Annotated in this window: 25 protein-coding genes; 13 read left to right on the plus strand and 12 right to left on the minus strand. The window is 72.3% G+C overall.

Features of this window, described 5'->3' with window-relative positions:
- Positions 1-275 precede the first annotated feature (275 nt).
- Positions 276-1,892 (plus strand): IS200/IS605 family accessory protein TnpB-related protein, encoded by a 1,617-nt coding sequence (locus AB0L65_RS38045; protein ID WP_364255795.1) that lies wholly within the window; start codon positions 276-278, stop codon positions 1,890-1,892.
- A gap of 6 nt (positions 1,893-1,898) precedes the next feature.
- On the opposite strand, the gene AB0L65_RS38050 is transcribed toward AB0L65_RS38045, so the two are convergent.
- The 7 genes from AB0L65_RS38050 to AB0L65_RS38080 form a co-directional block, all read right to left on the minus strand.
- Positions 1,899-2,879 carry a hypothetical protein gene (locus tag AB0L65_RS38050; RefSeq protein ID WP_364255798.1) on the minus strand — a complete coding sequence of 327 codons (981 nt, stop codon included), beginning with the start codon at positions 2,877-2,879 and terminating at the stop codon, positions 1,899-1,901.
- A 22-nt stretch (positions 2,880-2,901) separates the two neighbouring features.
- The gene (lipB, locus tag AB0L65_RS38055; RefSeq protein WP_364255801.1) at positions 2,902-3,594 is read right to left on the minus strand and encodes a lipoyl(octanoyl) transferase LipB; all 693 of its coding nucleotides are present in this window, start codon (positions 3,592-3,594) and stop codon (positions 2,902-2,904) included.
- A gap of 37 nt (positions 3,595-3,631) precedes the next feature.
- On the minus strand, positions 3,632-4,369 hold the full coding sequence (locus tag AB0L65_RS38060; protein ID WP_350728838.1) for a peptidase E: 738 nt from the start codon (positions 4,367-4,369) through the stop codon (positions 3,632-3,634).
- A gap of 37 nt (positions 4,370-4,406) precedes the next feature.
- Positions 4,407-5,300, minus strand: coding sequence for a TIGR01777 family oxidoreductase (locus AB0L65_RS38065; protein WP_364255804.1), 894 nt, complete (start codon positions 5,298-5,300; stop codon positions 4,407-4,409).
- A 136-nt stretch (positions 5,301-5,436) separates the two neighbouring features.
- Positions 5,437-6,882, minus strand: coding sequence for a 2-oxoglutarate dehydrogenase, E2 component, dihydrolipoamide succinyltransferase (gene sucB / locus AB0L65_RS38070; RefSeq protein ID WP_364255807.1), 1,446 nt, complete (start codon positions 6,880-6,882; stop codon positions 5,437-5,439).
- 39 nt (positions 6,883-6,921) lie between these two features.
- The gene (lpdA, locus tag AB0L65_RS38075; protein WP_364255809.1) at positions 6,922-8,286 is read right to left on the minus strand and encodes a dihydrolipoyl dehydrogenase; all 1,365 of its coding nucleotides are present in this window, start codon (positions 8,284-8,286) and stop codon (positions 6,922-6,924) included.
- Positions 8,287-8,337: 51 nt separating this feature from the next.
- The gene (locus tag AB0L65_RS38080; RefSeq protein ID WP_364255812.1) at positions 8,338-9,807 is read right to left on the minus strand and encodes a leucyl aminopeptidase; all 1,470 of its coding nucleotides are present in this window, start codon (positions 9,805-9,807) and stop codon (positions 8,338-8,340) included.
- A gap of 97 nt (positions 9,808-9,904) precedes the next feature.
- Between AB0L65_RS38080 and AB0L65_RS38085 the strand changes: the two genes are divergently transcribed.
- The 3 genes from AB0L65_RS38085 to AB0L65_RS38095 are packed head-to-tail and all read left to right on the plus strand — an operon-like array spanning position 9,905 to position 12,104.
- Entirely contained in the window at positions 9,905-10,252 is a 348-nt protein-coding gene (locus tag AB0L65_RS38085) for a GntR family transcriptional regulator (protein ID WP_355206098.1), read from the plus strand.
- Positions 10,249-11,211 (plus strand): hypothetical protein, encoded by a 963-nt coding sequence (locus AB0L65_RS38090; protein WP_364255816.1) that lies wholly within the window; start codon positions 10,249-10,251, stop codon positions 11,209-11,211. Before AB0L65_RS38085 ends, AB0L65_RS38090 begins: the two co-directional genes overlap by 4 nt.
- Positions 11,208-12,104, plus strand: a complete 897-nt coding sequence (locus AB0L65_RS38095; RefSeq protein ID WP_364255819.1) for a CPBP family intramembrane glutamic endopeptidase — start codon at positions 11,208-11,210, stop codon at positions 12,102-12,104. Before AB0L65_RS38090 ends, AB0L65_RS38095 begins: the two co-directional genes overlap by 4 nt.
- A 36-nt stretch (positions 12,105-12,140) precedes the next feature.
- Here the strand turns inward: AB0L65_RS38095 and AB0L65_RS38100 are convergent, their stop codons facing one another.
- Positions 12,141-12,878 (minus strand): adenosylcobinamide-GDP ribazoletransferase, encoded by a 738-nt coding sequence (locus AB0L65_RS38100; RefSeq protein ID WP_364255821.1) that lies wholly within the window; start codon positions 12,876-12,878, stop codon positions 12,141-12,143.
- Between the two features lie 33 nt (positions 12,879-12,911).
- Between AB0L65_RS38100 and AB0L65_RS38105 the strand changes: the two genes are divergently transcribed.
- On the plus strand, positions 12,912-13,712 hold the full coding sequence (locus AB0L65_RS38105) for an ATP-binding cassette domain-containing protein (protein WP_364255824.1): 801 nt from the start codon (positions 12,912-12,914) through the stop codon (positions 13,710-13,712).
- Between the two features lie 3 nt (positions 13,713-13,715).
- Here AB0L65_RS38105 and AB0L65_RS38110 read toward each other — a convergent pair whose 3' ends face one another.
- Both AB0L65_RS38110 and AB0L65_RS38115 read right to left on the minus strand, forming a co-directional pair.
- The gene (locus AB0L65_RS38110) at positions 13,716-14,747 is read right to left on the minus strand and encodes a bifunctional adenosylcobinamide kinase/adenosylcobinamide-phosphate guanylyltransferase (protein ID WP_364255827.1); all 1,032 of its coding nucleotides are present in this window, start codon (positions 14,745-14,747) and stop codon (positions 13,716-13,718) included.
- A gap of 50 nt (positions 14,748-14,797) precedes the next feature.
- Positions 14,798-15,442 carry an SCO2322 family protein gene (locus tag AB0L65_RS38115; RefSeq protein WP_364255830.1) on the minus strand — a complete coding sequence of 215 codons (645 nt, stop codon included), beginning with the start codon at positions 15,440-15,442 and terminating at the stop codon, positions 14,798-14,800.
- 82 nt (positions 15,443-15,524) lie between these two features.
- On the opposite strand from AB0L65_RS38115, the gene AB0L65_RS38120 reads away from it, so the two are divergent.
- Positions 15,525-15,731, plus strand: coding sequence for a hypothetical protein (locus AB0L65_RS38120; RefSeq protein ID WP_185072832.1), 207 nt, complete (start codon positions 15,525-15,527; stop codon positions 15,729-15,731).
- A 69-nt stretch (positions 15,732-15,800) separates the two neighbouring features.
- On the opposite strand, the gene AB0L65_RS38125 is transcribed toward AB0L65_RS38120, so the two are convergent.
- On the minus strand, positions 15,801-16,799 hold the full coding sequence (locus tag AB0L65_RS38125; protein ID WP_350728858.1) for an aldo/keto reductase family protein: 999 nt from the start codon (positions 16,797-16,799) through the stop codon (positions 15,801-15,803).
- 57 nt (positions 16,800-16,856) lie between these two features.
- Here AB0L65_RS38125 and AB0L65_RS38130 point away from each other — a divergent pair, with 57 nt between their 5' ends.
- A complete protein-coding gene (locus AB0L65_RS38130) occupies positions 16,857-17,819 on the plus strand; it encodes a hypothetical protein (RefSeq protein ID WP_364255833.1) in 963 nt (320 codons plus the stop codon).
- Positions 17,820-17,847: 28 nt separating this feature from the next.
- Here AB0L65_RS38130 and AB0L65_RS38135 read toward each other — a convergent pair whose 3' ends face one another.
- Positions 17,848-18,456, minus strand: a complete 609-nt coding sequence (locus tag AB0L65_RS38135; protein ID WP_364255836.1) for a DUF3043 domain-containing protein — start codon at positions 18,454-18,456, stop codon at positions 17,848-17,850.
- 125 nt (positions 18,457-18,581) lie between these two features.
- On the opposite strand from AB0L65_RS38135, the gene AB0L65_RS38140 reads away from it, so the two are divergent.
- The 6 genes from AB0L65_RS38140 to AB0L65_RS38165 are packed head-to-tail and all read left to right on the plus strand — an operon-like array spanning position 18,582 to position 23,239.
- Entirely contained in the window at positions 18,582-19,400 is an 819-nt protein-coding gene (locus AB0L65_RS38140) for a PspA/IM30 family protein (RefSeq protein WP_350728863.1), read from the plus strand.
- Positions 19,397-19,675 (plus strand): hypothetical protein, encoded by a 279-nt coding sequence (locus AB0L65_RS38145; RefSeq protein WP_185072836.1) that lies wholly within the window; start codon positions 19,397-19,399, stop codon positions 19,673-19,675. The genes AB0L65_RS38140 and AB0L65_RS38145 overlap by 4 nt, the downstream gene beginning before the upstream one ends.
- A 3-nt stretch (positions 19,676-19,678) precedes the next feature.
- Positions 19,679-20,578: a zinc metalloprotease HtpX gene (gene htpX / locus AB0L65_RS38150; RefSeq protein WP_364255839.1), complete on the plus strand. Its 900-nt coding sequence runs from the start codon at positions 19,679-19,681 to the stop codon at positions 20,576-20,578.
- 8 nt (positions 20,579-20,586) lie between these two features.
- Positions 20,587-21,147, plus strand: coding sequence for a hypothetical protein (locus AB0L65_RS38155; protein ID WP_364255842.1), 561 nt, complete (start codon positions 20,587-20,589; stop codon positions 21,145-21,147).
- 29 nt (positions 21,148-21,176) lie between these two features.
- Positions 21,177-22,592 (plus strand): alpha/beta fold hydrolase, encoded by a 1,416-nt coding sequence (locus AB0L65_RS38160; protein WP_364255845.1) that lies wholly within the window; start codon positions 21,177-21,179, stop codon positions 22,590-22,592.
- Between the two features lie 47 nt (positions 22,593-22,639).
- Complete coding sequence (locus tag AB0L65_RS38165; RefSeq protein ID WP_364255848.1) at positions 22,640-23,239, plus strand: SIMPL domain-containing protein; 600 nt, start codon at positions 22,640-22,642, stop codon at positions 23,237-23,239.
- Positions 23,240-23,347 lie beyond the last annotated feature (108 nt).

Here is a 23,347-nt window from a genome sequence, read left to right on the forward strand (position 1 = left end):
GGCCTGGCCGGGGGGTACGGAGCTGTTGGTGTTCGATGCGACGCTGGTTACGCCATCGCCACAGTGCGTGTCCACCGGCGCTTGCCGCGCATATGTTCTACCCGGCGGATTCAACTCTTGGTATCGTTGTGGCCACGCAACGTGAAAGCTGGAGAGGGGGCGAATGCTCGTCATGCGACCGTGCTTGTTCGGCCGCCGTCCAGCGGCATCGGCAGTGCGCCGCGCCTCCGCCCTCCCATCAGTCGCCGACTGCGCCGCACCGCAGACCCTCCGGCATGGCTGAGCTGCGCCCGATCGCCTCCTCCTTCGTGGTGCCCGGCCCGTCCGGTGTCGCCGTCCGTGACCGGCTCAAGCACCTCACCCCCGCAGACGAGCAGGTGCTGTGCCTGGTCGGCGCGCATCTGGGCGCGCTGGCCTCCGCCGATCTGAAGACCAGGTGCGCCGATGGGCTGGGGCACTGTTCCGATACCTGGGCGGCGCGCAAGCGTGAGCTGACGGTGCAGTCGTCGGCGCGCTGGGCCGGGGCCATCACCAAAACCTCCCACGATCAGTGGGCGCTGGCCCGCCGCGGCCAGGCCGACCACATCCGCGACCTTCAGGCCGCCATCGCCACGATCACCCGTCGGCTGTCCCTGCCCGTCGGAAGGAAAGGAACCCGCAAGGAGCCGGGCGGCTACCGCTCCAGACAGGAGTGGTTCGCCAAGTCCCGCCGCCTGCACCTCCTGCAAGACCGGCTCAAGCGGCGGAAGGCTGACCACCAAGCCGGGCGGGTCCGCGTGGTGCGGGGCGGCAAACGCCTGGCCCGCACCCGGCACCACCTGGACGCCGCCGGACTCACCGAGTCCGAGTGGCGGAACAGGTGGCAGGCCGAGCGCTGGTTCCTGGCCGCCGACGGCGAGTCCGGCAAACGTCACGGCAACCAGACCATCCGCATCACCCCCGACGGCCAGGTATCGATCAAGCTGCCCGTGCCGCTGGCACACCATGCGAACGCGCCGCACGGCCGCTACGTGCTCACCTGCCGGGTGACCTTCGCCCACCGCGGGGTGGAATGGCGGGATCGCATCGAGGCCAACCGGGCCGTGGCCTACCGCATCCACCTGGACGCGCAACGCGGACGCTGGTACATCACCGCCTCCTGGCAGATTCCTCAAGCCCCGACCGTGCCCATGGCTACCGCACTCGCCCACGGCGTAATCGGCGTGGACACCAACGCCGACCACCTGGCCGCCTGGCGCCTGGACACCCACGGCAACCCGATCGGCAACCCCCGCCGCTTCACCTACGACCTGTCCGGCAACGCCGAGCATCGCGACGCCCAGATCCGCCACGCCCTGACCCGGCTAATGCACTGGGCAAGGGCCTGCGGCGTGAACGCCATCGCCATCGAAGACCTCGACTTCGAAGCCGACAAGACCCGGGAGAAACACGGCCGCCGCAAACGCTTCCGCAAGCTCATCTCCGACATGCCCACGAGCAGGCTCCGGGCCCGGCTCACCTCGATGGCTGACCAGACGGGTATCGCGATCATCGCCGCCGACCCGGCCTACACCTCCCGATGGGGCGCCCAGCACTGGCAAAAGCCCCTCACCACCACAAAACGCACGACCACCCGCCACGACGCAGCTGCCGTGGCGATCGGCAGACGCGCCCAAGGGCACCCGATCCGGCGACGGACGGCACCGCCCCTTGCCCACCGGAGCGATGGACAGGGGCATCGGACCGTCCAGGCCGGACCGGAAGCCTGGGGGCGTGAGGGACCCCGCCCCCGCATCCCCGGACCACGGACACGATCCGTGCCGCCCGGACGCGGCGCGTACGCGGGCGACCAGAACGCTCATCACCGTCCGGAGCGTTCGGCTGAGCACGTGCCACTCACGCTCAGTCCATAGGAACGGTCAGGAGATGAGGCCGAAGCCGCGGATCGCGCGCGTGTAGTGGGCGAGCAACTCGTCGTCGACGCGTTCGGACTCACGCGTGCCGAGCAGCTCCGAGTGCGGGGGAGTGGTGAGCACGCCGTCGTCGGTGAGCCTGGAGCGGGCCAGCGCGCCCTGCCTGATGGCCGCCACGCTCTCGCCGCGCAGCGCCGCCGCCTGCATCGGCGCCAGGTAGCCGCCGCCGGCCAGCCCGTCGAGCTCGGCGAGGTCCTGTTCGGAGGCGGCCCGCCGGGCCAGCTGCCGCTGCCGGGCCAGGGTACGGCTCTCGCCGGCGCGGGCCAGCCGGGTCAGCGCGTACCGGGCCAGGAGCACGGGCCCGCCGAGCAGCCGCCCGAGCGCGCGGCCGAACATCCCCGCCACCTCGTACGTGGTCCCCGGCTGGTCCACCGCGCCCAGCGAGGAGGCCGCGATCTTGGTCTGCGCCTCCTGCCTGACCTGCAGTGGCTCGGCCCCCATCAGCGCGTCCCGCCACGCCTCCAGGGTGAACAGCGCCCCGCTCACGACGAGTTCGTCGCCGGTCGGCACCCGCGCGTACGCCGTGGCCAGCAGGGCGACCCGCTGCTTGGGCGGCAGCGCCAGCCACAGCGGCAGCCCGATCATCAAGATGGGGGTACGCAGCGGGCCCACGCGGTCGTAGCGCGTGTCGGGGTCCAGGTCCATGACGGCGACCTTGCGCGGCCGCCGGACGCCGACCCGGTCGGCCACGCGCTCCGCGGCGCCGTACAGCTCGGACGCCGACGAGCGGTCGAGCACCTCGGCGTCGGCGGGCAGGCCGCCCAGGCGTGGCCGCAGCGCCCACCCGATGGCCAGGCTCGCGCCGCCGAACAGCCACGCGAGCAGGGAGCCGGGGTGCCCCAGGATCACCCACGCGCCCAGCGCGACGAAGCCGAGCGTCAGCAGGTGGACCAGAAGGGCGAGTAAGAGAGCCAGGACGCGCTTCACACGGCCGATCGTAGGCCGTGGGTCATCTGCGGAGAAGGTCCTCTTCGTGGAGATCGTACGACTCCATGCCGAGAGCCTCCGCCAGTCGCTTCTCCGCGATCGGCATGACCTCCTCCACCACGATGCGGCGGCCGGTCTCCGCCGACAGCGAGGAGACGCCGACGCCGGGGATGCCGCACGGCGCGATGCGGTTGAACCACCGGGGGTCGTTGGCGCAGTTGAGCGAGAAGCCGTGCATGGTGACGCCGCGGGCGACGCGCAGCCCGACCGCGCCGAGCTGGCGGTCGGGCAGGCCCAGGCTGGGATCGCCGACCGCCCAGACACCCCCGCGCCCCTGCACCTGTCTCGCCGTAACGCCGAAGTCGGCGCAGATCTGGATCATGGCCTCCGCGAGGCGGCAGGCGTACGCGTTGACGTCGGTGATGCCGACGATCGGGTAGGCCACCAGCTGCCCGGGCCCGTGCCAGGTCAGCCGGCCGCCCCGGTCGACGTCGACGACCGGAGTGCCGTCGGCCGGACGCTCGTCCGGGGCGGTGCGCTTGCCCGCGGTGTAGACGGGCGCGTGCTCCAGGAACAGGACGGTGTCGCTCAGCTCTCCGGCGACCCGCTTGCCGTGCACCCAGCGCTGCAGCGACCAGGCCTGCTCGTAGGGGACGTCGACGCCGAGACGGACGATGGCGAGTGCGTGGGGATCGTCCCCGTCGATGGGGCGCATGAGCCTATTGTGCCGGTCCCGCCCCCGCGAAGGGTAATCAGGGGGTAAGGAGTCGAGGCTCGATCCTGAACTCCTTGACCCCGCCGGCCCCGTCGCTCTCCACCCGGTACGCGTAGCCGCCCGGCTCGACGGTCACCGCCTGGATGAACTCCGTGCCGACGTAGTGGAGCCCCACGCCCTCGTCGGCGGCGTATCCGGACGGCAGCTCGCCGCCGGCCACCGACTCCTGCAGCAGCGGGCGGCGCTGCGGGTCGGAGTCGTAGTGGACGCCGCACGAATAGGGGAGCAGCGCCATCCCCTCGGCCCACACGCGCAGGTCGGGCCCGAAGGAGTCGGTGTTGCCGCCGACATGCCAGCACAGCGCGCCCGCGCTCTGGCCGGAAAGCACCACCCCGGCCCGCCACGCCTCCTCGAACGCCTCGTCAAGACCGTGCAACCGCCACAGGGCCATCAGGTTGGCCACACTGCCGCCGCTCACGTAGATCATGTCCTGTTCGAGCATCCACGCCCGGGGATCCTCGACATTGGGCATCGGGAACACGGTGAGATGGCTCAACTCGACGTCCCACCCGGCGAAGGCGCCGTACATCTTCAGGATCCAGTCGTCCGAGTCGCCCACCGCGGTGGCGACCAGGCCCAGCTTCGGCCGGTCCTGCCCGGTCAGGTCGAGGCCGTACCGCAGCAGCGCGCTGGCCTCGAGGAAGCTGTAGCGCCTGCTCGGGCGGAAGGATCCGCCCCCGATGGCGAGGATGTGTGACTGTCCTGACCGGCTCATGTCAAGATTCTCCCACCTGTTGAAGACGGACGGTTCACTACAGTACGGCGCTCAGCGCCTCGTCGAGGCGGGTATGGGCGAACACATAGCCGCTGTCGAGCAGCTTCCTCGGCTCGACGCGGTGGCCGGGCAGCAGCGCCTCGCGGGCGAACTCGCCGAGCCCCGCGGACAGCGCGAAGCCGGGCACCGGGATCGGCACCGTGCCCCTGCGCAGGGCTTTTCCGAGGGTGCGGGTGAATTCGGCGTTGGTCACGGGCGAGGGCGAGGTGAAATTGACTGGTCCTGTAATGTCACGATTTTTCAAGACATGCACCGCGGCCCCGACCCAGTCGTCCACGGCGATCCACGACCAGTACTGCTTCCCCGACCCGAGCGGCGCCCCCAGCCCGATCCTGAAGATCGGCAGCATCCGGCCGAGCGCCCCGCCCTTCTCGCTGAGCACCAGCCCGGTCCGCATCTGCGCGGCCCTGACCCCGGCCTCGCCCGCCCGTCTGGCCTCGCCCTCCCAGCGCCCGCACAGATCCGCCAGGAAGCCGCTGCCCTTCCCCTGGCTCTCGTCGATCACCCGGTCGCCGGTGTCGCCGTAGAAGTCGACCCCGGAGGCGGACAGGAGCACCTCGGGCTTGCCGGACAGCGCGCCGATCGCGTCCACGAGCACCCTCGTGCCCTGGACCCGGCTGGCGACGAGCTCCCGCTTGTACGCCGGGGTCCACCGCCGGTCGCCCACGGACGCGCCCGCCAGGTGCACGACCGCCTGCGCCCCTTCGAGCGCGGCCTGGTCGATCTTCTGCTCGGCCGGATCCCAGAAGGCCTCGTCGGCTTCGCGCGGGCGGCGTCGTACGAGCCGGACGACCTCCCACCCCTCGGCCCGCAACGCCGGCACCAGCGCCGACCCGAGCAACCCCGACGCCCCCGTCACGATGATCGCCATAGCCCCACAGTACGCCCGCCCCACGTCACGGACGCGCCAGCCGCGCCAGGCCCGGGGCACGCAAACGGCCGGGCGGCCCCGGAGGGGAGCCGCCCGGCCGCGAACGCCAGGATCAGGCCCAGGGTCAGGCCCAGGATCAGGCGAGGCCGAGCTGGGCCTCGAAGCGGCCCTCCTCGAGACGGCGCTTGACCGTCGTGAGGAAGCGGGCCGCGTCCGCGCCGTCCACCAGACGGTGGTCGTACGTCAGCGCCAGGTAGACCATCGACCGGACCGCGATGACCTCGCCCTCAGACGTGTCGATCACGACGGGCCGCTTGACGACGGCGCCGGTGCCCAGCATGCCGACCTGCGGCTGGTTGAGGATCGGCGTGTCGAACAGGGCCCCACGGCTGCCGGTGTTGGTCAGCGTGAAGGTGCCGCCGGTGATCTCGTCCGGGGTCACCTTGTTGGCGCGCGTGCGCTCGGCCAGGTCGGCCGTCTTGCGGGCGAGCCCGGCGAGGTTGAGGTCGCCGGCGTTCTTGATGACCGCCGCGATCAGCCCGCGCTCGGTGTCGACCGCGATGCCCAGGTGCTCGACGTCGAAGTACGTGACCTCCATGGTCTCGTTGTTGATCGTCGCGTTGAGCTTCGGGTGCTGCTTGAGCGCCTCGATGGCGGCCAGCTCGAAGAACGGCATGAACGACAGCTTCACGCCCTCGCGGCGCAGGAAGTCGGCCTTCGCCTGGTCGCGCAGCCGCGCGATCTTGGTGACGTCGACCTCGACCACCGTGGTGAGCTGCGCGGCCGTCTGCAGCGACTCGACCAGCCGCTTCGACATCGTCTGGCGCAGCCGCGTCATCTTCTCTGTGCGGCCCCGCAGCGTCGTGTCGACCTCCACGGGCTCGGGACCCGCGGTGATCGGCGCCTGCGCGGCGGGAGCGGCGGCGGGCGCCGGCTGGGCGGCGGCCGGAGCCGGAGCCGCGACGGGGGCGGCCTGGGCCGCGGCGGCCTTCTCGCGCTGGGCCTTGGCGGCCTCGAGCACGTCCTGCTTGCGGATGCGGCCGCCGACGCCGGTGCCGTTGATCGCGTCGAGGTTGACACCGTGCTCGTTGGCCAGCTTGCGCACCAGCGGCGTCACGTACGGGCTCTCACCCGACGGCAGCGGCGCGGGCTCCGCGACCGGGGGAGCGGCCTGCGCGACGGGAGCGGGGGCCGCGACCGGGGCGGGCGCCGGAGCGGGCTGCGGGGGAGCCGGCTGCGGGATCGAGGAGACCGGCGGAGCCGGGGCGGGCTCGGGCTCGGGCTGCGGAGCCGGCGCGGGGGGCGCCGCCGCCTCGGGCGCCGGGGCGGCGGCGGCCGCCTGGCCCTTCTCGTCGATGACGGCGAGCTCGGCCCCGACCTCGACCGTCTCGTCCTCAGCCACGACGATCTTCGTGAGGACACCCGCGGCCGGCGACGGGATCTCGGTGTCGACCTTGTCGGTCGACACTTCGAGGAGCGGCTCGTCGGCCTCGACGCGCTCGCCCTCCTTCTTCAGCCAACGGGTTACGGTGCCCTCGGTCACGCTCTCGCCGAGCTGGGGCATTTGTACGGAGACCGGCATCGTTATTCTTCTCTCGCGTTCTGATCTCGAGGGCTTGGACTAGTTGTGTACGTGCAGCGGCTTGCCGGCCAGGGCCAGCATCGCCTCACCCATGGCCTCGGACTGGGTCGGGTGTGCGTGGATGAGCTGGGCGACCTCTGCGGGCAGCGCCTCCCAGTTGTAGATCAGCTGCCCCTCCGTGACGAGCTCGCCGATGCGCCGGCCCACCATGTGGACACCGACGACCGGGCCGTCCTTCTGGGCGATGACCTTCACGGCGCCCGAGGTGCCGAGGATCTGGCTCTTGGGGTTTCCCGCGAGGTCGTAGACCTGCTCGACGATCTCGATGCCGCGCTCGGCCGCCTGCGCCGACGTGATCCCCACCGAGGCCACCTCGGGGTCGGAGTAGGTGATGCGCGGCACGCCCGCGTAGTCGATGGGCGGCGGGTTGAGGCCGGCGATGTGCTCGGCCACCATGATCCCCTCCGCGAACCCGGCGTGGGCGAGCTGCAGGGTCGGGATGAGGTCGCCGATGGCGTAGACGCCGGGCACGGAGGTCCGGCAGTGCTCGTCGACCACGACCGCGCCGCGCTCGATGGCGATGCCCTGCTCCTCGAAGCCCATGCCCGCCGACACCGCGCCGCGGCCGACCGCGACGAGCAGCAGCTCGGCGTCGAGGGTCTTGCCGTTGGCCAGCGTGACGACCACACCCGTCTCGGTGGTCTTGGCGGTGTCGAAGAAGACGCCCAGCTCGTACTTGATGCCGCGGCGGCGGAAGGCCCGCTCCAGCAGCTTGGAGCTGGACTCCTCCTCGGTCGGCAGCAGGTGCGGCAGCGCCTCGACGATCGTGACCTCGGCCCCGAACGAGCGGTAGACGCTCGCCAGCTCGACGCCGATCACGCCGCCGCCCAGCACGATGACGGACGTGGGCACGCGGCCCATCTTCAGGGTGTGCTCGCTGGTGATGACGCGCTCGCCGTCGATCTCCAGGCCCGGCAGCGACTTGGGCGCCGAGCCGGTGGCCAGGACGAGGTTGCGGCCCTCGACGACCTCCGAGCCCACCTGGATCCGGTTGGGGCCGACCAGGCGGCCCTCGCCCTCGACGATCGTCACGCCCGCGGACTTCAGCAGGCCCTGCACGCCCTTCCAGGCCCGCGTCACGATCTTGTCCTTGAACGCGTGCACGCCCTGCACGTCGATGCCGTCGAAGCGCGCCTTGACGCCGTAGGACTCGCTCTCGCGGGTCTCGTCGGCGACCTCGGCGGAGTGCAGCAGGGCCTTCGTGGGGATGCATCCCCTGTGGAGGCAGGTGCCGCCGATCTTGTCCTTTTCGATCAGCGCGACCGACTTGCCCAGCTCAGCCGCCCGAAGCGCGCAGGCGTAACCGCCGCTGCCGCCACCTAGGACGACGATGTCATAGGCCACAGGAAGGCTCCTTGTCGGGGTGTTCGTGATGCCGTCATCTTTTCATTTGTTTCAGATGCTCGCGTGCCGCTCTGCGAGTCCGATGAGGGTACGGGTGATGGCACCCGTACCGCCCTTCGGGGTGTAACCGTACGGCTCGCCCTTGTTGAAGGCGGGGCCGGCCATGTCGATGTGGGCCCAGCGCACGCCGTCGGGCACGAATTCCTTCAGGAAGATGCCCGCCGCCAGCATGCTGCCCCATCGCTCCGGCTGGAGGTTGGCGATGTCGGCGATCGGCGAGTCGAGGCCCTTGCGCAGCTCCTCCGGGAGCGGCATGCCCCACGCGCCCTCGCCCGCCGCCTTCGCGGACTCGACGACCAGCTCCCTGGCGGCGTCGTCGTTGGCCATGACGCCGGCCGTGCGCCAGCCGAGCGCGACGATCTGCGCGCCGGTGAGCGTGGCCACGTCGACGATCAGGTCGGGCTCGTCCTGCGCGGCCCTGGCGATGCCGTCCATGAGCACCAGGCGGCCCTCGGCGTCGGTGTCGAGCACCTCGACGGTCTTGCCGCTGTAGCTGTGGATGACGTCGGAGGGGCGCTGGGCGGTGCCGCTCGGCAGGTTCTCGGCCAGGCAGAGGTAGCCGACGGCGTTGACCGGCAGGCCGAGCCGGGCGATGCCGATCATGGCGCCGAGCACCGCGCCCGCGCCGCCCATGTCGGACTTCATCCAGTCCATCGAGGCCGACGGCTTGAGCGACAGGCCGCCGGAGTCGAACGTGATGCCCTTGCCCACGAACGCCAGCCGCTTGCGGGCCTCGGGGTGGGTGTAGGAGAGGCGGACCAGGCGCGGCGGGTTGGCCGAGCCCTGGCCGACGCCGATGAGGCCGCCGTAGCCGCCGTCCTTGAGCTGCTTGTCGTCGAGCACCTCGACGCTCAGCCCGGCCTTGTTGCCCTCCTGCTCGGCGATCTCGGCGAACTTGGCCGGCCACAGGTCGGACGGAGGCGTGTTGACCAGGTCGCGGACCAGGGCGACCGAGTCGGCCAGCACGCCCGCGCGCTCGGCGAGGCCGTCGGGCTGGCCCGAGACCACGGTGAGCTCGGCGACCGGGGCCTTCTGCTCGCCGTTCGTGCGGTAACGGGCGAAGGCGTACGCGCCGAGCAGGCCGCCGAGCGCGACGGCCTCGGCCTCCTCGGGCGTGCCGGTGGGCAGGGCGAGCGCGGCGCTGGAGGTGCCGGCGAGCGACCGTACGGCGGCGCCGGCGGCGCGGCGCAGGCCTTCGGCGTCGGGCGAGTCGCCCAGACCCACCGCGACCAGCAGCGGGGCGGCGATGGCGCCGAACGTGGGAAGCTTGGCCACCTCGCCGGCCTTGCCGGTGAAGGCGACGGCGCGGAGGGAGTCGGCGAGCTTGCCGCCGAAGGCGGCCTCGAGCGACTCGGCGCCCGTGGCGGCGCGCGGGCCGTCCTGTCCTGACCTGAAGCCGACGATCAAGGCGTCGGTGGCGATGGAGACTGGATCTGCTGAGTTCAGCCGCACAGTGGTCACGTAAACCGATGCTATCCAGGTCTTCTGCGTACTCACAAACAGGGGTTCATCCTACCAATCGCGCGTCATGCGGAATGGTGCTAGTGTCATTAGCATCATGCTGCTGACGCTCGATCTCAACGACGCCCGGCCCCTGCACGAGCAGGTGGCGAGCGCCATCCGCCGCGCCATCGGAGAAGGCTCCTACCGGCCCGGCGACCGCCTGCCGCCGGCCCGCGACCTGGCCCAGGTGCTCGGCATCAACCCCAACACCGTGCTGCGCGCGCTGCGCGACCTGCGGGACGAGGGGCTGCTGGAGTTCAGGCGGGGCCGGGGGGTCAGCGTCGCGGGGCGCGCCGACGGTCGCGCCCTGCTCGCGCAGCGGGCGCGCGAGCTGCTGGACGAGGCCCGCAAGTACGGCTACGGCCGCGACGACCTCATCGCCATACTGGAGGACCTGCCGTGAATCCCCGAATCACCGCCGTCATATGGGGGCTGTTCATCCTCGCCGCGCAGATCGGGCTGCCGCTGGCGCTGCGCGACCGGCTGCCCGACCCCCTGGCCACGCGCTGGGGCCTGGGCGGCCTGGCCTCCCGCTCGATGTCCTTGACCACGTACATCGTGGTCACGTTCCTGCTCTGGGCGGTGCTCTGGCTGGTCGCGCTGGCCGCGGCCGAGCGGGCCACGGTCCGCAGGCCGAGCCGGACGGTGTGGTGGGGCGGGCTGTTCGGCCTGGGCGCGCTCGCGCTCGGCGTCAACGTCACGACCGTGCTCGCCAACCTCGACGCGCCCGACTGGGCCGCGGCCCGGCTGCCGGGCTGGCAGGTCCTCGCGGTCATCGCGGCCGGGACCGGCGTCGCCGTCCTCGCGGGATATCTGCGCAGGGGCGCGCCCGACCAGGATTCCGCCCACCGGGTCCCGCCCCTCCTGCGGCTCAGGCCCGGCCGGCGCACCGTGTGGGTCGGCCACGCCGCCAACCGGTGGCTGACGCTGCTCCCGGTCGCCGCCCTGGCCGCCGCCCTGGTGCTGGGCCTGCTCTACGTCACCGGTCTGGTGTCCGGCGGGCCGGCGGCGGCGGTCCTGCCCGGGCTCGTCCTCGTGCTGGCGGCCGGGTTGCTGACCTCGTCCGTGTCCGTGCAGGTCGGCGACGGCCGGGTCGCCGTCCGGTTCGGGCCGCTCGGCTGGCCGGCGCGCAGGATCCCCCTGTCGCTGATCGAGTCGGCCTGGTCGGAGACGCGCCATCCGGCCGAGGTCGGAGGCTGGGGCATCCGCGGGCTGCCCGGCAGCTCGACCATCATGCTGCGGGGCGGCGAGTGCCTGGTCATCCGCTACCGCTCCGGCGGCCGGCTCGCGATCAGCATCGACGACGCCGAACGCGGCGCATCCCTCATCAACGCCCTCATCGCAGAGCGAGTGGAGCTATGAAACGACCTCTCCTCATCTTCGTCGTCCTGGCCTTCGGGCTGTCGTGGGCGGCGGCGCTGCCCCTCTGGTTCGCCGGCGGGATCGGCTCGCCACTGCTGCGGCCGCTGGCCACGCTGATGATGTTCACCCCGTCGGTGGGGGTGCTCGGCGTCTGGGCGGTCACGCGCACGCCGTTCCGCGAATGGGCCAGGCAGACCGGGCTCACGCTGGGCGAGCGCAAGGGGCGCACCGGCGTTCTCATCCTGACGGCCTGGCTCGGGGTGCCGCTGCTGCTGCTCCTGGCGGCGGTCCTCAGCGCCGCCCTCGGGCTGTTCTCGCTGGACCTCGACCAGTTCAGCCTGTTCAGGGCGGCGCTGCGGGCCCAGGGCGTGGGCGTGCCCGAGAGCCTCACCACGGCGGTCGTGCTGCAGCTCGTGGTCGCTGTGGTCGCCGGGCCCGTGCTGAACGCGATCCCCGCGCTCGGGGAGGAGTGGGGCTGGCGGGGCTGGCTGCTGCCCCGGCTCGTCTCCACCAACGGCATGCTCCTCGGGCTGGTCTACACCGGCGTCATCTGGGGCCTCTGGCACGCCCCCCTCACCCTCCTGGGCTACAACTACGCGCGGCTCAGCTCCTGGGCGGCGCTGTTCTTCGTGGGGTTCTGCGTCCTGTTCGGGGTGCTGATCGGGTGGCTGCGGCTGCGCACGGGCAGCGTGTGGCCGGCCGTCGTGGCCCACGGCTCGCTGAACGCCGTCGCCCAGTCCGTCCTGCTGCTCGGCGACGCCGCCGCGCCGCCCAACGAGGTCCTGGTCGGCCTGACCGGCCTGGTGGGCTGGGCCCTCATGGCGGTCGTCGGCGCGGCCCTGCTCCGCTTCTATCCGGTACGCGTGCCGCAGCCGGTCTCCTCACCCTCCTGATCTCTGGCCTGATCTCTGGCCTGATCTCGGGGGCGCTCAGCCGAGGATCGCGCACACCGCCAACGTGGTGGCCGTGGCCGTCTCGACCAGCGCCCCCAGCACGTCACCGGTGATCCCGCCGAGGCGCCGCCGCGCGTGCCCGAGCAGCAGCAGGGCGGCGCCGAGCCCGGCGACCAGGCCGAGCGGCAACACGGGCTCCCCGGCGAGGCCCAGGCAGACGGCGGCGGTGCCGAGGAGGGCGGCCAGGGTGACGAGCAAAGAGGCGGGGCGGCGTACCGTGCCCGCGACCATCGCGCCGAGCCCGTCGGGTCTGGCGGCCGGGACACCCTCCCGGCAGGCCCAGGTCAGCGCCAGCCGCCCGGCCACGCAGGCCGTCACCAGCGCCGCGTACCCGGCTCCGGCCGCGGCGGCGACCTGGACGATCAGCGTCAGCACCAGCGTCATCACGCCGAACGGCCCAATGTCCGACTTTTTCATGATGTCGAGCGCCTGAGCGGCCGGCTTGCCGCTGCCCAGCCCGTCCGCCAGGTCGGCGAGCCCGTCCAGGTGCAGCCCCCGGCTCAGCACGGCCAGCAGCCCGACCGCCAGCGCCGCCCCCAGCAGCGGCGGCCCGGGCAGGAACAACGGCAGCCCGGCGACCAGCCCGAGCGCGAGCCCGACCAGCGGGGCCAGCGTCATCGCCCGCCCCGCGACCTCCCGATCCACCCGCTCGACCCGTACCGGGAAGACGCTGAGAGTGCCGATCGCCAATGACAGGCCATGCGGAAGGCGCATATCGGACGATCGTAGGCCCACTAGTGTGGCGGGATGCACGTGGTTGAACTCGAAGGCGTAGGTGTCCGAGTTGTCGGCAAGGCGCTGCTGGACGGCGTCGATTGGCAGGTGGACTACGGCGATCACTGGGTGATCCTCGGCCCCAACGGCGCGGGCAAGACGACGCTGCTCTCCCTGGCGGGCGCCGTCCGGCATCCCAGCGAGGGCGCGGTCAAGGTGCTCGGCCACAAGCTCGGCCGGGTGGACGTGCGGGAGCTGCGCCGCCACATCGGCCTGGTCGCGGCCAGCCAGCGGCTGATCGACGAGGAGCTGATGGAGGAGGAGGGCGCGACCGCACACACCGTGGTGCTCACCGGGCACACGGGGACGAGCGTTCCTCTGTGGGACAGGTACGGCGAAGGCGAGCGCGACCGGGCCCACCGGCTGCTGGCCGACCTGGGGTGCAAGGACCTGGCGGACCGGCCGTTCCGCGTGTGCTCGCAGGGGGAGCGGGCCAGGATCAGGGTGGCCAGGGCGCTCATGGCGGACCCGGCGGTGCTGTTGCTCGACGAGCCGTTCGCGGGGCTCGACCTGCCGGCCAGGGAGGACCTCATCACCGCCGTCGAGGACCTGGCCACGACCCGGCCCGTCCTGACCACCGTGACGGTGACGCACCACCTGGAGGAGGTGCCGGCGACGACCTCCCACGCGATGCTCATGCGCGACGCCCGGGTGCTGGCCGCGGGGCCGGTGGAGGAGGTGCTCACCCCGGACAACCTCTCGGAGTGCTTCGGCCGCCCCCTCCACGTGGACCGGCTCGACGGCCGCTGGTACGCCCGCGCCGTCCGCCCGTAGCGGTCACAGCTCCAGCAGGCGCCCCGCCACCACCAGGGCCACGTACTCGGACTCGGCGGCGAGGCGTTCGTTGAGACGGCCGAGCGCGTCCCGGAAGGCCCGCCCGCTGGGCGTGGCGGGCACCACACCCATCCCCACCTCGTCGGAGACCGCCACGAGGCGCGCGGGCGTCTGCCGCCAGGCGGCCACGAGCTCGTCGCAGCGTTCGCGGACGGGCGCGCGGTCGCCCTCCCAGGCCCCGTGCTCGTCGAACACCGCCGTCAGCCACGTCCCGAGCCCGTCGATCAGCAGCGGCGCGGTGGCCCGCCCGATGGCCGAGACGAGGTCCGCGGTCTCGACGGTGGCCCAGTGCGCGGGCCGCCGCTCCCGGTGCGCCCGCACGCGGGCCGCCCACTCGCCGTCCCCCGCGCCGCTCGGGCCGGTGGCCACATAGGTGACGTACGGCTCGGCGGCCAGCCGCAGCTCGGCCTCGGCCGACTTCCCCGACCGCGACCCGCCCAGCAGCAGCGTCCGCCACGGCGCCGTCACGCCACCGTCGCCGGGTCGCATCCCGATGGCCGTCCCGGGGAGCGCCCGGCCGGTCTCCAGCACCGTCCCGTCGGGAACGGCCGACGCGCCCCACAGCCGCAGGCGCCCGGCCAGCTCCTCCTCCGAGCGGACCCGGTGGTCCAGCCCGACGGCCACCACCGCGGTCCGGTCGTCCGCCAGCCCCGCCCGCCGCAGCTCCCCGAGCCGCTCGGGCCGGTCGAGCAGGTCGATCAGCACCACGTCGTACCTGGCGGGCCCGTCCACCGGCACCGGCCGGCCCCGTGGGAGGCAGAGCAGCCGGGAGCCGTCGGGGCCGGCCAGCCCCAGCCCGCCCGCGCAGGCCCGGTAGCCGCTCGGCGGATCGTCGAAGGGGAAGCGGGCCACGCCGTCCACGACCAGCTCGAACGGGCGTCGGCGGCCGGACGGGAGCCCGGCGCAGGAGGCGCACCGGCAGCCGGGTTCCGGCCATCCCGCGCCGCCCGCCGTACCGGAGACAAGGATTTTCACCGCGCCGAGCGTAGCGTCCTGGGCCGGCCGGGCGGATGGAACGTTCCAGGTCAGACGCGGGTCCTGGAGCGGCGGCGGGTGGCCGCCACGGCGCCGCCCGCCAGCAGGGCGACCGCGCCCGCGCCGGCCGCGACCAGCGTGATCGGCAGGCCGCTCCCGGACGGCGCGGCGGACGCGGCGGCGGCCGCCAGCTCGGTGCCGCCCCTCTCCCTGAACGGATAGTCCGCGACCGCCACGACGGCCCCCCGGGCGTTCACCCGGACCTTGGCGGTGGAGGCGAGCAGCTGGGCGGCGGTGGCGTCCTCGGCGCCCGCGACGCACTTCGGCGCGCTCTGGCCGGGCGTCCGCTCGCCGGGATAGGCGTCGGCCTCCCCGTCGCCGAAGTCCACCGCGACCACCACGCGCTTGTGCCCGGACCCGGCCGCGTCCCGGCCGCACACCGCCTCGAACGACGGCAGGTCCCCGCCGGGCGACTCGCCCCTGGCCCCGTCCGGGGCCACGGAGAAGCGCCATCCGATGACGGAGCCGTCCGGCGGGGCGACGTCGGCCGTCACGGCCAGCCAGGCCGTCCCGTCGCTCTGCCACGCGCTCCACGTCCGCGGGACCCCGGGGTCGGCGAGAGCGGAGGAGGGGAGCGAGAGGAAGGCGGCCGCCCCGAGAGCGACCCCGGCCGCAACACGATACGCGCGCAGCATCGATTGACCTCCAAGCTCGGGAGTAGGGTTCCAGTGCCTGCGGAGGGTGCGCCGGCGAACCCGCGGAAAAGGAGCGTATGGCATGACATGGCGGTGGCGTTATGAAAATGCAAATGGTGGTGAGGTAACGGATCGCCCTTTGCCGCGAGAAGTTTTTCCGAGTCAGGCGGACGCGGAGTCCTGGCTTGGCGAGAACTGGCGTGACCTGCTCGAATCGGGAGTTGAGCAGGTGGCCTTGCTCGAAGAGGACCGCGTGGAGTACACGGGTTTGTCATTGCGCCAGGAGTGATCTGCGGTAAATGAAAAGCCCCTTGAGCGCCATTGTGGCTCAAGGGGCTGTTTCTCGGGTGGGGACGGGTTACGGGCGGGTGCGCGGGCTCTGCGTCTTGGCCGGGTCGCGCTCCACGACCGGGTCCAGAACGTCGTCGATCCGCTTGAGCACGTCGGCGTCCAGTTTCACGCCCGCGGCCTTGACGTTGTCACGCACCTGCTCGGGGCGGCTGGCCCCGACGATGGCGCTGGAGACGTTCGGGTTCTGCAGCACCCACGCGACGGCCAGCTGCGCCATGCTCAGCCCGAGGTCGGCGGCGATCGGCTTGAGCTCCTGGACGCGGGTCAGCACGTCGTCGTTCATGAACCGGGCGATCATGGCGCTGCCGCTGCCGTCGGTGGCCCGGGAGCCCTCCGGCGGCTGCTGCCCGGGCAGGTACTTGCCCGTGAGCACGCCCTGGCCGATGGGGGACCAGACGATCTGGCCGATGCCCTCCTTCTCGCTCAGCGGCACGATCTCGCCCTCGATGATCCGCCACAGCATCGAGTACTGGGGCTGGTTCGAGACGATCCGGTCGAAGCCCATCTCGTCGGCGATCTTCAGCGCCTGGGCGATCTGGTCGGCGCTCCACTCGCTGACGCCGATGTAGAGGACCTTGCCCTGGCGTACGAGGTCGTCGAACGTCTTGAGCGTCTCCTCCAGCGGCGTCTCGTAGTCGAACCGGTGCGCCTGGTACAGGTCGACGTAGTCGGTCTGCAGGCGGCGCAGCGAGCCGTTGATGGACTCGGTGATGTGCTTGCGTGACAGGCCGCGGTCGTTCTGGCCGGGGCCGGTCGGCCAGTAGACCTTGGTGAAGATCTCCAGCGACTCCCTTCGCACGCCCTTCAGCGCGCGGCCGAGCACCTCCTCGGCCTTCGTCGCCGCATAGACGTCCGCGGTGTCGAACGTGGTGATGCCCTCGTCGAGCGCCGCCTGCACGCACTGCTTGGCGGCGTCCTCCTCGACCTGGGAGCCGTGGGTGAGCCAGTTTCCGTAGCTGATCTCGCTGACTTTGAGACCGCTACGACCGAGGTGTCGGAATTCCATAGGTCCGACCTTAATCCCGGTCCATGGGGTGATTGGTTTCGGGATAGGGTGCGCGACGTGCTGAAGCTCGTACGGCTGGCGCTGACGGCGGCCATCCTGACCGCGATCGGGGTACGGCTGCGCCGCCGCGCCCGGATGCCCGTCAAGCCGCCCGCGCCCCCGGCCCCGCAGGCTGTCGCACACACGCGGATGGGCCTGGCGTGGGCCGCCATCGCGGGGGTGGTGGCGCTGGCACTGGGCGCCGCCCTCATCCCCACGGGGCCGCAGACGGTGGCCGAGGTGCGGTGGGCCGTGTACCAGGCTGAGCAGTCGGCCATGACCGTGGCGATGGGCGCCGACGAAAAGAGCCCGGCGCCCACACCGACGCCCGTCACGCCCACGTCGGCGCCCGTCATGCCGACACCGACGCCCGTCGTGCCCACGCCGGCCACCACGGCCTCGGCGCCCCCTCCGGGCATCCCGGCCGCGTGCATGTTGAGCGGTCAGGCGACCGTACGCCCGATCAGCCCCCGCGTACGGGCGGCGGTGAATCGGCAGTGGCGGCGCATCGAGCGGTGGCTGCGGGAGCACGCGCCCCGGACGTACGCCTCGCTGGGCGCCCCCGGCAGGGCCGGCACCGTCGCGCTCGCCGAGGCCCAGACGGGCCTGGAGTTCCCCGACGACCTGAGGGCCTCGCTGCTGCGCCACAACGGCATGTCCGGCCCGCCCGCGGCCCGCTTCAGCTTCGGCGAGGAGCCCGTGCTCGGCGTGCGCGAGATCCGCGACCAGTGGCGGGAGAGTTGCGCCGCGCGGGTCGGCAGGGGCGACCCGATCGGCCGGCTGATCCGCGTCGGCACCCTGATCGAGGTCGACGCGGACAGCGGCCACGTGGTGGCGTCGATGGTGGGGCCGGAACCGATCTGGCCCTCGTATCACGCGATGCTGCGCGACATGGCGGACGCGCTGGAGAAGGGCCGCCCCATGTTCGGGGCGCGGGCCACGGTCAAGGGCGGCCTGCTCCGCTGGTCCAGCACTCTGTGAGCGAGCCGTCCCGGGAAACCGGGGGCGGCTACTTCTTGGGCACCGGCTTGCCGCCCGGCAGCACCGCGGGCGGCGGGAAGCGCAGCTTGCGGATCTGCAGCGCCCGCATCGCCGCGTAGAAGCCCACGCCCCGGGTGCTCTCCTGGGGCAGCTTCTCCGCCACCAGGCGCTTCACCTTCCACGCCACGTAGACGGAGGTGAACAGCACGCCGATCATCATGATCGGCCAGCCGATGGTGACCGTGTATCCCAGCACCGCGGTGCGGATCGACATGGGCCACGGGATCCACGTCGCCAGCAGGATCAGTAGCGAGAACGGCAGGAAATACTGGCTCGGCAGCCGCCGGGAATCGACCCACTCACGCGCGAACTTGCGCGCTGCGCCCTTGTCACGAGCAGGAAAATACCGCTCGTCACCTGCGAGCATGCCCTGGCGGGCCCGGTCGCGCTCGGCGGCCTGCTTGGTCCGCATCTGCCGATAGGCCTCTTTGCGGTCTTTCGGTGCATGGACCGGCTGGCGCCGTTTGCTCTCCTGATCACGGCGCTTGGGAGTGGGACGACCTTTACCCTGGGGCTTAGGATCGTCATCGGGGACGGGGGTGTCGTCCACGGAGGTTTGGGAACGGCGTCGCAACACGACGTCAACCCTACCTGGACTGCAACTTAGTGACGCCCTCGTGCGTTATGCGTAGGGTAATCCCAAGGCGGCTGCGCTGCATTGGGTGAACACCAGCACGACCTAGAAGGGGACGGCCGACGCGCATGAGCGTGATGAAGAGACTTTCGATGATCTTCAAGTCCAAGGCCAACAAGGCCTTGGACAAGATGGAGGATCCGCGCGAGACCCTTGACTACTCCTATCAGCGGCAGCTCGAGCTGCTGCAGAAGGTGCGCCGGGGTGTGGCCGACGTCGCCACGTCGCGTAAGCGGGTCGAGCTCCAGGTAACCGGCCTCGAGAAGCAGGCCCAGCGCCTTGAGGAGCAGGGCCGCAAGGCGCTGTCCGTCGGGCGCGAGGACCTCGCCCGCGAGGCGCTGCAGCGTCGCTCCAATCTGCAGACGCAGATGGCCGACCTGAAGCTGCAGCACGACAACCTGCAGGCCGAGGAGGAGAAGCTCACCACGGCTTCCCAGCGGCTGCAGGCCAAGGTCGACGCCTTCCGTACGAAGAAGGAGACGATCAAGGCCACCTACACCGCCGCCGAGGCGCAGACCCGGATCAACGAGGCCTTCTCCGGCATCTCCGAGGAGATGGGCGACGTCGGCCTGGCGATCCAGCGCGCCGAGGACAAGACGGCGCAGATGCAGGCCCGCGCCGGCGCGATCGACGAGCTGCTGGCCAGCGGCGCGCTCGACGACTACACCGGCAGCCGCGGCGACGACATCCAGGCCGAGCTCGACCGCATGGGCGGCGGCATGGACGTCGAGCTGGAGCTGGCCAGGATGAAGGCCGAGCTGGGCCAGGGCCCCGCGCCCAAGAGCGCCATCGAGCAGGGCCAGCCGCAGCAGCAGCCCCAGCCTCAGGCGCAGCCGCAGCAGCACGGCGGGACCCAGCAGCTCCGTCAGCCTGGGGAGCCGGCATGATTGTCAGGATCATGGGCGAAGGCCAGGTACAGATCTCCGCCGACGACATCGCGGTGCTCAACGAGCTCGACACCGAGCTCGAGGCGGCCATCGAGGTCGGCGACGAGCCGATCTTCCGTACGAAGCTGCACGCGTTGCTCGACAAGGTGCGCCAGGTGGGCAAGGCGCTTCCCGACGACAGCCTTGAGCCGTCAGAGCTGATCCTTCCCCCCGCGGACGCCTCGATCGAGGAGGTCCGGGAGATGCTGGGCGACCAGGGCCTCATCCCGGGCTGAGCCGTGGGTACGCGGTTCGCGTCCGACCGCGGGCTGACCACCCGCATGGTCGTGACGATGTTCCTGCTCGGGCTGCTCTATGTCGTGTTCATCGGCGTCCTGATCGTCCTGGGCGTCCGGGCGCTGAGCGTGCTGGTGATAGCCGGGGGCCTGCTGTTCGTGCAGTACTTCCTGTCCGACCGCATCGCGCTGTTCGCGATGCACGGGCGGGAGGTCTCGCCACAGGAGGCCCCCGAGCTGCACGGCATGATCGACCGGCTGTGCGCGCTCGCGGACATGCCCAAGCCTCGGGTGGCGATCGCGGATTCCGACGTCCCCAACGCGTTCGCCACCGGCCGCAACCAGAAGAAGGCTGTCGTCTGCGTGACGACCGGCATTCTGCGCCGCCTGGAGCCCCAGGAGCTCGAAGGGGTTCTCTCGCACGAGTTGTCGCACGTCGCCCACCGCGACGTCGCCGTCATGACGATCGCCTCGTTCCTGGGCATCGTGGCGGGGCTCATGACCAGGTTCGCCCTCTACGCGGGGCTGGGGGGCCGCCGCAACGGCAACCAGGGCGGGGTGCCCGTCGGGCTGATCATCCTGCTCGTCTCCGTCATCGTGTACGCGATCAGCTTCCTGCTCACCCGCGCCCTGTCGCGCTACCGCGAGCTGGCGGCCGACCGCGCCGGGGCCCTGCTCACCCAGCGCCCTTCGGCCCTGGCGAGCGCGCTGGTCAAGATCACCGGCGACATGGCCAGGATCCCGACCCAGGACCTGCGCGAGGCGGCGCCGTTCAACGCCTTCTACTTCGCCCCGGCGGCGGCCCCGGGCCAGACGCTGGCGAACCTGTTCTCCACCCACCCGCCGCTCGAACGGCGGCTGGCACAGCTGTCGGACATCTCCCGGCAGCTCGGAAGGGGCTGAGCCTCGGCATGGGCTGGCTGGACGCCCTGCTCGGCCGGTCGAAGCCGGTCAAGCCCAACCTCGACGCGCTGTTCGCGCTGCCGTCGGCGGCCGTGACGCTGCAGGCCGCGACCGGGCTGGTGCCCACGGGCCTCGGCTCGGTGGCCTTCAGGGCCGCGGAGGGCGGGGCCTTCGCCACGCTGGAACGCGACGTCAAGGAGCTGCTCGGCGAGCGCGTCGAGGAGTCGCGCGACTCCTACGGCTACACCTGGCTCCTGGTGCGCCGCGAGCCCGACGCGCTCGGCGACCTGGTCACCGAGCTGCACGCCGTCAACTCGTCGCTGGAGTCGGCCGGGTTCGGGCTGTCGCTGCTGTGCTCGCTGGTGTCGTTCCGGTCCGAAGGCGACGGCCGCCGGCTGGCCGTCGTGTACCTCTACAAACGCGGGACCTTCTACCCGTTCGCCCCGCTCGCCGCCCAGAGGCGGGACAACGCGCTCGAACTGCAGGTCAGGGGCGCTCTCGAAGGCGAGCTGCCGCTGGAGAAGGATCTCGGCCGATGGTTCCCGGTCTGGGGCGCGCCCGGCCTCTGACCGGACACCCTGGGTGATCTAATGATCACGTGGAGCGAAGGTTGTACGTCCTCGCGGCTTCCGCGTTCATCGTGGCGGCCGTGCTGGGCAGTGCGTGGATCACCGGCCAGTTCACCACGCCGGAGGTCGACAGGACCGACGGGTACGTCAGCGAGCTGGCCGCCCGCGACCAGCCGTGGACGCGGCTGTTCCGCACCAGCGACGCGCTGGCGGGGCTGGCCTGCGCGGCCGGGGTGGCGCTCGTGCCGAGGGTGGCGCGCGAGTGGCAGGCCTGGCTGGCGCTGGCGGCGTTCGGGGTGTTCACGTTCGCGGCCGGGCTGTTCCCGCTGGACTGCGCCACGCTGAGCGACCCGTACTGCGGGCGGCGGGTCGTGTCGTCCGTGCACCACGTGCACCAACTGGCCGGGGCGCTGGGCACGGCCGCCCTGCTGGCCGCGATGGTGCTGCTCAGCGCGCGCTGGCGGTCGTGGGTGTCGTGGCTGTTCACGTGGCTGGGGCTGGCGGCCACGCTGCTCACCGCCGCCGCGCTCGCCGACCGGCACGGGGTGGGGCTCGCCCACCGGGCGCAGCTCACGCTGTTCGCGGTCTGGCTGGTGTACGTGGCCGTCCACCTGCTCATCACCGACGACCCGCCCGTCCCGCCGATCACGGCGGAGGCGGTCGATCACGACGGCGGATACGCCGGGCCGCACGTGGTCGAGCAGGGCGCCGGGCCCGTCGTGCTGATCACCGCCGAGCTCGGGGGCGCCTGGTTCCACTGGGGCGCGGTGGCCGGGCTGCTGGCCGGGACCCGTCACGTCATCCGCTTCGACCGCTGCGGTCTCGGCCTCAGCCCGCACGCGACCGCCCCGCCCACCCTGTACACCGAGGTGGCCCGCCTGGCCGCGCTGGCCCCGTCCCATCCCGAGCAGGTGACCGTCGTCGCCCACGGCGTGGCCTGCTGGCACGCGGAGGCGTTCGCCAGGCTGCACCCGCTGCGCGTGGCCAAGCTCGTCCTGGTGGATCCGGCGCCGGTCACGGAGCGCAAGCCGTCCGCGCCGGCCAGGACCGCCGGCCAGTGGCTGCCCGCCCTGGGCGGCACGTGGGGCGCGACCGCCGTGGCCCGCCTCGCCGGGCCCGCCGCCCACCGGCTGCTCGTCGGCGTGCCCGACCCGTACGGCGTCTACCGCACGGGCAAGGTGCTCGCCGCGGCGGCGGGGGAGTGGCTGGCCCGCCGCGACATGGTCGCCGACCTGCTGCGGGTGCGGGAGGAGACGCAGTTCCCCGGCGTACCGGTCACCGTGATCAGCGCCGGCGGGCGGGACCTGGGCCACGCGCGGCTGGCCGGGGCCCTGTCCGCCACGCTCATACGCCTGCCGGAATGCGGGCACCAGATCCAGCTCGAAAATCCCGGGGCGATCGCGGAGGCCGTCCTGGACGCGCCGGGCATCGGCCGGGCGGGATGACGCCGAGCGTTCTAGGATCGATGCGGGACCCGTTCGAGGGAGTAGGCGTGGACATCACCGTCGTCGGCGAGGGCGCCGTCCTGGCCGCACCCGACATCCTCCGACTGCACGCGGGCGTCGAGGTCCGCCGGGCCTCCGCCGCGGATTCCTTCACCGCCGTCCGGGCCGCCGCCGCCCGGCTGGCCGAGGCCCTGGCCCGGGAGGGCATCGCCGCGCAGGACGTGCGCACGGTGGAGCTGTCGCTGGGCCCCGAGTACGAGGTCTACCCGAAGGTGGCCGCCTACCGGGCGGTCCAGGGGGTGGAGGTGATCGTCCGCGACCTGTCCAGGGCCGACCACGTCATCGACACGGTCGCCGGGGTGGGGGAGGAGGCCCGGCTGAACGGCCTGGCGTTCGAGGTGTCGGACCCGTCGGGCGTCCTGAGGGAGGCGCGTACCCGGGCCTTCCGCGACGCCGCCGCCAAGGCCGCCCACTACGCCGAGCTGGCCGGGCGCCCGCTGGGCCGGGTGGTCTCGGTGAGTGAGGACGTCAGGGGCGGCGGCCCCCAGCCCGTCGCCATGGCCGCGGTGGCCGAGACCAGCGCCTCCATCAGTCCCGGCCGCCAGTCCCTCACGGTGACCGTCCGGCTCGGCTACGACTTCGCGTGACCGGGGTGCCTGGGGTCGGCGCCGTGGATGCTTCCTCAATGACGGGGTGACGTGGGCTCTTGAACGATAGCGCGCCGCCGTACCGGGAGCCTGCCCTGGGTGACGGCG

The sequence above is a fragment of the Nonomuraea sp. NPDC052116 genome (assembly GCF_040680035.1).
Classification (GTDB): Bacteria; Actinomycetota; Actinomycetes; order Streptosporangiales; family Streptosporangiaceae; genus Nonomuraea; species Nonomuraea angiospora_A.